Below are 7,341 nucleotides of genomic sequence, written 5' to 3' on the forward strand. Positions count from 1 at the left end.
CGGTTGTTAAACGCTGCGGTGGCGAAGATATTTGGCGGGTCACTGCCTGAGAAAATAGCTCGATGCCTGGGATTTATTTACCACACATAATGCCTCTTTCTCTCTTCTAGAAAGGGGCTTTGTTGTTTGTATGCCATTGTTAGTCTGGATATATTCCCACAACTCAATTAGTCGAGCATAAGGAACATTGAAAGGCTAAGCCGTCAATTTGACCGTTGTCATTTTGAAATGGAGAATCCAAAAGACTTTGCAATGAAATCAAAACCCTGGGCAGTAAACAAAAAAAAAGCGACGGAGAGGGTGGGATTTGAACCCACGGAACCTTTCAGTTCACCTGATTTCAAGTCAGGCGCATTCGACCACTCTGCCACCTCTCCAGGTGGATAAACTCCATCATACCAGTAGTTGTCGCTAACCACAAGTAGTTGCAGATTCAGTCCGCCGATAAAGAATTTGTTCTGTTTCCACAGAGAAATCTTTACCCACCCACACTAAAGATACTTCCGACACTACTCCCGTATCCAGTTCCACGATCGAGAAATTTCGTAGTTTCGAGCAATCTCTGTCCACAATGCGCGGTACCCTAGCTGCATTCACATACACCGTACCCTTGGCACTCACCACCGACTTCCGAAACTCGTGTTTGATGTGGCGGAGTTGATGGTGCATATGCCCAAAAGTTACCAGAGGTATCGGCTTCCCAGAATTACGAGTTTTCTCGATCGCCACTGCAAAATCCGGATCGCCCCAATCCCCTCCCAGTGGCTTCCAATCTCGCCCGCAGAGGTCTTCAGGAGCCTCTCCTAGGCCAATCGGGCCTGTATGACCCAAAAAAATCACATTTTCGCAATCCGCGTCCGCAGCCGCCAGTGCAATGCGTTGCGCCGACTCCTCAAAACTCTCTACCCCAAACCACTCCGAGTAAAAATCCCCGTACTTCCAATCCGATCCGCCCCACGTAAACGGGCGACTTCCTACGACTGTTACGCCCAATTCGGGAAAATCTCGTTTCCCGTAACCGACGTGAGCTTCTCCCATTAAGTCTATTTGCTGTTTGACGCGATTTTCTTGTTGGCGATCGTAGGGACACTTACTGCGCCCCCAATCCGTCGCCGTGTACCAAGCATCGTGATTCCCAAACACAGCAGCTTTCGGAATATCCAATTGGGCAATCGCCCGCACCACATCCACCGACTCATTCCCAAAATCCCCCACAAACAGCACCAAATCAACACCCAGATGCTTTAGGGCCTCGCCGTCTTCGGCTTCCCACTGATCGTGAACATCCCCCACCACTGCAATTTTGATAGATTTAGTCTGATTCATTTGATTTGCCCTTTGCGATCGCTTCCCCCCTCTTATCAGCATAGGAAACAGCGACCAATTTTTACACATCCCCCCAGCCAATTTTATATTTTAGATGGGTTCAACGGAACTACCAGTCTTTTTTGGTGAATTCAACTATAATTCAAAGTACACTTTAGCTTTCTTCACCACCTTTCGCGGAATATTTTAACTGTGTTTACCACCGCACGTTCTCCCAACCTGACCGAAAGCAGACTGCCCGATGACTTGTTTGCAGCCATTAAAGCCCTCAAACAAGAGTTGAACGCCGTCATTCTCGCCCATTATTACCAAGACTCAGACATTCAAGACATCGCCGATTTCATTGGTGATTCCCTGGAACTAGCCCGGAAAGCAGCCAACACCAATGCCGACGTCATCGTGTTTGCCGGTGTCCATTTTATGGCAGAAACCGCCAAAATCCTCAATCCCGACAAATTAGTCTTGTTGCCCGACTTGAATGCTGGGTGTTCCCTCGCCGATAGTTGTCCTCCCGAAGCCTTTGCAGCTTTCAAAGCCGATCAACCAGGACATTTGGTAATTTCCTACATTAATTGTACGGCCGAAATTAAGGCAATGAGCGATATTATTTGCACCAGTTCCAACGCCGTAAAAATTGTCAACCAAATCCCCGAAAACCAGCCGATAATTTTTGGGCCCGATCGCAATCTCGGTCGTTACGTCATGGAAGAAAGCGGTAGAAAAATGGAACTGTGGCAAGGAGCTTGCATCGTCCATGAAAACTTCTCAGAAAAAAAGATAGTTCAACTAAAAATCGAAAATCCCGAAGCCGAAATCATTGCCCACCCGGAATGCGAACCTCCCGTACTCCGCCATGCCAACTATATCGGCTCCACCACAGCTTTACTCAAATATTCTCAAGCTAGTTCCAGCAGTGCTTTCATTGTAGCGACTGAGCCGGGAATCATTCACCAAATGCAAAAGCAAACACCTCACAAACACTTTATTCCCGCGCCTCCCAACAACAATACTTGTGCTTGCAATGAATGTCCACATATGAGATTGAATACCTTGGAAAAATTGTATCTAACGATGAAAAATAAAACCCCAGAAATTACCATGCCTCAAGAACTGCAACTAGCAGCTTTAAAACCGATTCAGCGAATGCTAGAAATGAGTTGACGGTTCACTGTTGACCCTTCACGGTTAATAATCAATCTCTTCTAGGGTGGGTTGGGCGCAGCGATGCAATTAAGTCATTCCTTTAAACATCAGGGACGATAAATGATTTCAGAACAACTAATTATTTTCACTCGCTATCCAGCACCAGGAAAAGCCAAAACTCGATTAATTCCCGTACTGGGAAAAGAAGGAGCAGCCAACCTTCACCGCCTGATGACTCAACGGACGATCGCCCGCGCCCTCTCTCTTCAAAACTCCCGCCAATTATCCGTAGAAATTCACTACACAGGCAGCAGCCAGCAACTCATGGAAGACTGGTTGGGAACTGAGATTGTTTATCATCAACAGTCGGACGGAGATTTGGGCGCAAGAATGCTCGCAGCCTTTCAAAAATCTTTTAATTGGGGTATTGAAAAAGTAGCAATTATCGGCACTGATTGCCCCAAATTAAAAGAACAGATTCTGGCCAAAGCTTTTGACGCTCTCAGTGACAAAGATTTAGTTTTGGGCCCTGCAAAAGATGGAGGTTATTATCTAATCGGGCTGCGTTTCCTGATACCTGAATTGTTCGACGGGATTCACTGGGGAAGCAGTGAAGTCTTTGCTGACACGCTGGCGATCGCCCAAAATCTCGGTCTAAATATTGGTGTTCTCCCTACTTTAATAGATATCGATCGACCAGAGGATCTTATCGGTTTAGATATCAATATTTTGCGATAATTAAAACCAGGCTAAATCAGCCTAATTCATTAGTAATTATCATCAATAATTACAATTAATTACTTGTTTATGAAACCACAAAGTCATAATATAGTAATTGTATTTGTCTATCCAAATACTGACTCTCAGTAGTGGTTAGACAGCGCTTGAGAGAATTCTCTCAGGCGCGAGAAAAAGTAAGTAATAGCAGATATATTCTTTCTCATTTAGGTGAGGTCATCGGTAAGGGCAGGATAGGTAATAGGTAATTGCAGGAGTGGCATAAATTGGCAAATGATACCTTAAGCTTTGTAAAAAACCCCCACTCTAACGGCGTTATTTATGGGAGCATCCCGATTTTGCATAGGCGAAGCATGACCGGAGACAATTTATTAGGGATAACCAGAGATTTACAGCGGTCATGCGAGAAGCCCCTACGAATATATTTGCACTCATTGAGATGCACCCTTATTTATTTTGTATGCCTGAAACTGAAACTGCAAATCTCAAAATTTCTATTATCATTCCCGTCTTAAACGAAGCTCCGACGATCGCCAAAGTCATCTCCACCGCCCGCAATGCCGAAAATGTCGAAATAATAGTCGCTGACGGCGGCAGTCAGGATGGCACTGCTGAAATAGCCAAATATGAAGCCGATCGAACGATCTTCACCAGCCCAGGCCGCGCTACCCAAATGAATGCAGGTGCTGCCGCCTCCACAGGAGACATCCTCTTGTTCCTCCATGGAGACACTCATTTACCCCAGGGCTATGATGCTAGCGTCCGTCAAGCACTCACGAATCCCTCCATAGTGGCGGGAGCCTTTGAACTCAAGATTGATGCGCCTTTGCTCAGCCTGCGGCTAGTAGAAACAGGGGTAAAGTGCCGATCGCACTGGCTACAAATGCCCTACGGGGATCAAGCCATTTTCCTCAAAACAGATACCTTTAACCACATCGGTGGCTTTCCTAACTTGCCAGTGATGGAAGACTTTGAATTTGTGCGCCGATTGAAAAAACAAGGCCGCATCAAAATAGTACCCCTAGCCGTACTCACCTGTGCCCGCCGCTGGCAGCAGCTTGGGGTAATCAAAACCACCGCCATCAATCAAATAGTAATTATTGGTTATTTTCTGGGATTATCGCCCGATCGACTCGCTTTCTGGTATAGAGGACAAAAGAAAAATTCTTCTCAAAACTAAAGAATGGTGAACTTTTCTAAAGCTCGAAGCCAATTTTGCAAATAGGCTACACGTCCCTGCGTAAAATATGACTTGAACGCCTCAACTTTCTTTCACACCGAGGAGAAACTAAATATGGCCGACCCCAGAAATGCAGAAATGATTCAACCCTTTAACGGCGACCCCTTCACGGGTCATCTAGCAACTCCCATTAGTGCTTCGGATTTCACCAAAGCATTCATTGGCAATTTGCCAGCCTACCGTAAAGGACTCTCCCCCCTAGTTCGAGGTCTAGAAATCGGCTTGGCCCACGGTTATTTCCTCGTCGGCCCAGAAATCGTCTTCGGGCCACTGCGGGACTATCCAGAAGCAGCTAATCTTGGTGGACTAATTACAGCCCTCGCCTTAGTTCTACTGGGCACAGCAGGTATGTCTGCCTACGGTTTGGTATCTTTCAAAGAAAATACTACCTACCCTAGCGCCAATCCCATGACTCCCGAAGCCCTCAAAACCGGCGAAGGCTGGAGCCAACTTACCGCTGGTTTCTTTGTTGGTGGCATGAGCGGTGTCTTTGCTGCCTATTTCTTACTCGAAAACTTTAAGGGCGTCGATGCCATGTTCCGCGGTTTGGTCAATTAAATTAGACCCTACTCGGAAATACCTCTGTTGGAACACAATAACTTTAGCTGGGAGAATTTGATATGACAGGTTCATACGCCGCTTCTTTTTTGCCTTGGATCTTGATTCCGCTCGTTACCTGGCTGATGCCAGTTGTGGTCATGGGTTTGTTGTTTATTCACATTGAAAGTGACGCCTAAATCCTACTGATCCTGCCACATTGAAATTTGGGATTTGGGATTGGGGATAAAAACAAGAACCAGCCCCCGGATTAATCTGTGGGCATCATGGGCAATTTTCAAATCTCAAATCCCATGCCATTATCTCAAATCTAAAATTTACCAGCCCTAGGATTTCAGAGAGCATCAGAAAAAACTGTTTTGATGTTGCTGACAGCCAAAATACTGGGCTTATTTACGAGAATGCTCAGAATTTATTAGGCAAGCAATCTTGCTGTTTTTTGCCTTCTGAACTGGTAATTGCAAAAAAACCTGCGCCCGCAAGCGGAGGTTTTTTTGTTCAAGCTAAAAATCCTCCCCTGGAGGAAGACAGATTGGTGAATTTTGAGTCACAATTGTCAGTGGAAACTCTCTTACAGGAGACAGCGATGAAATTATCCTCCGCACGCCGAATCTTAGCTCCATTTCTGATATCGGTACTGTTGCTCGTCACCTCCTGCGGTAAAGCCCCGGAACCCTCCCGCTGGGACAAAGCTCAGCAGGAAAGTACCCAAAAACCTTCCGCTAAAGCTAAGCAGACAACTGCTGATAAATCCACTGCTGACAATCAAAACCTGCCCAACAAGGCAGTAGCAGGTGGCAAATTAAATAAATATTTCCCCTCGTCGGGTGGCGGATTCGATCGCGTCTTCGCTCAAGAAAAATCAGGTTTTGCCGAAGCTAAGCTCAACAAAGGTGGTAAAAATGTCGCGATGTTGTCCATCAACGACATCGCCGGCAACCCCTCGGCTGGCTCTAAATTCCAAAGCAGTACCCAGCAAATTGGCGGCTATCCCGCTGTTGCCCAAGGTGCTAATATCACTGCGGTCCTCGTGGCAAATCGCTACCAGGTGAAAGTTCAATCCCGCGATCCTTCTTTTACTGCTAGCGATCGCGAAGATTGGTTGACAAAATTTAACCTTAGTGGCCTTGCTAACGTCAAATAACCATACCTATGGTCATCGTCCAGCTTTAACTTGAGTCTGACTCTATTGGCATCCAATCATTACCAGAACTTTAAGACTGGTGCAATCTGCCAAAAGAAATACTTTTGAGTCCTGTTAATCAACTAGAAGGAGTTTTTTGTGAGCAAATCCATCTTTGAATTAGTGGATCAACTTCCTAAAGACAACATGACTGTCAAAGCTCTCAGAGCCCTTGACTTTGTTGTACCCGGTGAGTGGAACAATTTAATTGGTTTTGAAAATACCATTCGCACGGTAACAGGCGAAACAGATGAAGAACTGATCCAGCAAATTGGCGATCGCGCTATCACCCTCTACAACGATAAATCTGAAGGCTACCAGCGCGCTCTCTGGCTCTACCAAACGATCGACAGTGCCTCCAGCGCCCTCGGTGCAGCAGCCCTCGCTAACAAAGTTGCCCAAAATGTACCGTTTTTGTCCATGCTTGGCAATCTCACCCCCAAGCCCGAAAAAGCTCAGACGATCGACCTTTCTTTGAAGTTAGTCGTTGAGTTACTCGCTTTTTGCCAAATTAACGGCCTTCCCGGCGACAGCATCGGCGATTTTGCTGGCGCTTTGGGCGACTATGGCGGCGAATCCCTGATGCGGATGGCTGCTTTGGTTTGTTTTGATGGTTTGATTCCTCTGGGCCCAGACTTTATCATGGCAACTCAGTCTTGGATAAATAGGCTTTCTCCTAGCGATTTGCAAGATAATCAGGCCTTCAAGTCGATCGGCAGTATGATTCCTGGTGGCAGCCCAGCAGGCCAGTTAGGCTTTATTGGGGAAAGCTTTGGCTCGGTTTCTGGCTGGATGAGCTCTTTTGTGAGCGATCGCGGTTTGACTCCCCAAAACGTGATGGGCCACTTGCAAAACTTTGTGGAAATTTCTGCTGATAAGGTGGACTATGTGGGGGCATTCCTCGACATGACTACCAACTACTACGAACACACAGGCGTTCAAACTTTGGCCCGCCGTTTGATTGAACGGGCTGTCGCTGAGATTTAGCTAGACAGACGGGAATCCCCACACTATACCGAGGCGGTATAGTGTGGGATGAAAGGCGTGTGAGGTGAGGATTCCATCTGTTCACAATCTCAAAGCATAGCTTTGAGGAGTGGGCGGATGGATGACGAGACCAACAAATCCTGGTAAAATAATACTAACAAAAAAC

At 46.4% G+C, this 7,341-nt stretch carries 8 protein-coding genes and 1 tRNA gene; 7 read left to right on the forward strand and 2 right to left on the reverse strand.

Annotation, left to right across the window (positions count from 1 at the left end; all coding sequences use genetic code 11):
- Window positions 1–292 precede the first annotated feature (292 nt).
- Together ACBR23_RS27640 and ACBR23_RS27645 are read right to left on the reverse strand one after the other, a co-directional pair.
- Window positions 293–377 (reverse strand) — tRNA-Ser (locus ACBR23_RS27640).
- A gap of 34 nt (window positions 378–411) precedes the next feature.
- Window positions 412–1,326, reverse strand: coding sequence for a TIGR04168 family protein (locus tag ACBR23_RS27645; RefSeq protein WP_341740118.1), 915 nt, complete (start codon window positions 1,324–1,326; stop codon window positions 412–414).
- Window positions 1,327–1,518: 192 nt separating this feature from the next.
- Between ACBR23_RS27645 and nadA the strand changes: the two genes are divergently transcribed.
- From nadA to ACBR23_RS27680, 7 genes are all read left to right on the forward strand, one after another.
- Window positions 1,519–2,487: a quinolinate synthase NadA gene (gene nadA / locus ACBR23_RS27650; RefSeq protein WP_371120824.1), complete on the forward strand. Its 969-nt coding sequence runs from the start codon at window positions 1,519–1,521 to the stop codon at window positions 2,485–2,487.
- A 102-nt stretch (window positions 2,488–2,589) separates the two neighbouring features.
- The gene (locus ACBR23_RS27655; RefSeq protein WP_371118134.1) at window positions 2,590–3,207 is read left to right on the forward strand and encodes a TIGR04282 family arsenosugar biosynthesis glycosyltransferase; all 618 of its coding nucleotides are present in this window, start codon (window positions 2,590–2,592) and stop codon (window positions 3,205–3,207) included.
- Between the two features lie 460 nt (window positions 3,208–3,667).
- Window positions 3,668–4,387 carry a TIGR04283 family arsenosugar biosynthesis glycosyltransferase gene (locus tag ACBR23_RS27660; RefSeq protein WP_371118133.1) on the forward strand — a complete coding sequence of 240 codons (720 nt, stop codon included), beginning with the start codon at window positions 3,668–3,670 and terminating at the stop codon, window positions 4,385–4,387.
- Window positions 4,388–4,501: 114 nt separating this feature from the next.
- Window positions 4,502–5,005 carry a photosystem I reaction center protein subunit XI gene (locus ACBR23_RS27665; RefSeq protein WP_341740122.1) on the forward strand — a complete coding sequence of 168 codons (504 nt, stop codon included), beginning with the start codon at window positions 4,502–4,504 and terminating at the stop codon, window positions 5,003–5,005.
- Between the two features lie 62 nt (window positions 5,006–5,067).
- Window positions 5,068–5,184 carry a photosystem I reaction center subunit VIII gene (locus tag ACBR23_RS27670; RefSeq protein WP_340522449.1) on the forward strand — a complete coding sequence of 39 codons (117 nt, stop codon included), beginning with the start codon at window positions 5,068–5,070 and terminating at the stop codon, window positions 5,182–5,184.
- Window positions 5,185–5,591: 407 nt separating this feature from the next.
- A complete protein-coding gene (locus ACBR23_RS27675) occupies window positions 5,592–6,149 on the forward strand; it encodes a hypothetical protein (protein WP_340550171.1) in 558 nt (185 codons plus the stop codon).
- Window positions 6,150–6,287: 138 nt separating this feature from the next.
- Window positions 6,288–7,175, forward strand: a complete 888-nt coding sequence (locus ACBR23_RS27680; protein WP_371120825.1) for a hypothetical protein — start codon at window positions 6,288–6,290, stop codon at window positions 7,173–7,175.
- Window positions 7,176–7,341: the final 166 nt, after the last annotated feature.

The sequence above is a fragment of the Microcoleus sp. genome (assembly GCF_041354475.1).
GTDB lineage: Bacteria > Cyanobacteriota > Cyanobacteriia > Cyanobacteriales > Microcoleaceae > Microcoleus.

Coding starts and splice junctions, on each gene's coding strand:
- ACBR23_RS27665 (WP_341740122.1), top strand. CDS start 4,502: ATGGCCGACCCCAGAAATGCAGAAATGATTCAACCCTTTAACGGCGAC.
- ACBR23_RS27660 (WP_371118133.1), top strand. CDS start 3,668: ATGCCTGAAACTGAAACTGCAAATCTCAAAATTTCTATTATCATTCCC.
- ACBR23_RS27675 (WP_340550171.1), top strand. CDS start 5,592: ATGAAATTATCCTCCGCACGCCGAATCTTAGCTCCATTTCTGATATCG.
- ACBR23_RS27645 (WP_341740118.1), bottom strand. CDS start 1,326: ATGAATCAGACTAAATCTATCAAAATTGCAGTGGTGGGGGATGTTCAC.
- ACBR23_RS27655 (WP_371118134.1), top strand. CDS start 2,590: ATGATTTCAGAACAACTAATTATTTTCACTCGCTATCCAGCACCAGGA.
- ACBR23_RS27670 (WP_340522449.1), top strand. CDS start 5,068: ATGACAGGTTCATACGCCGCTTCTTTTTTGCCTTGGATCTTGATTCCG.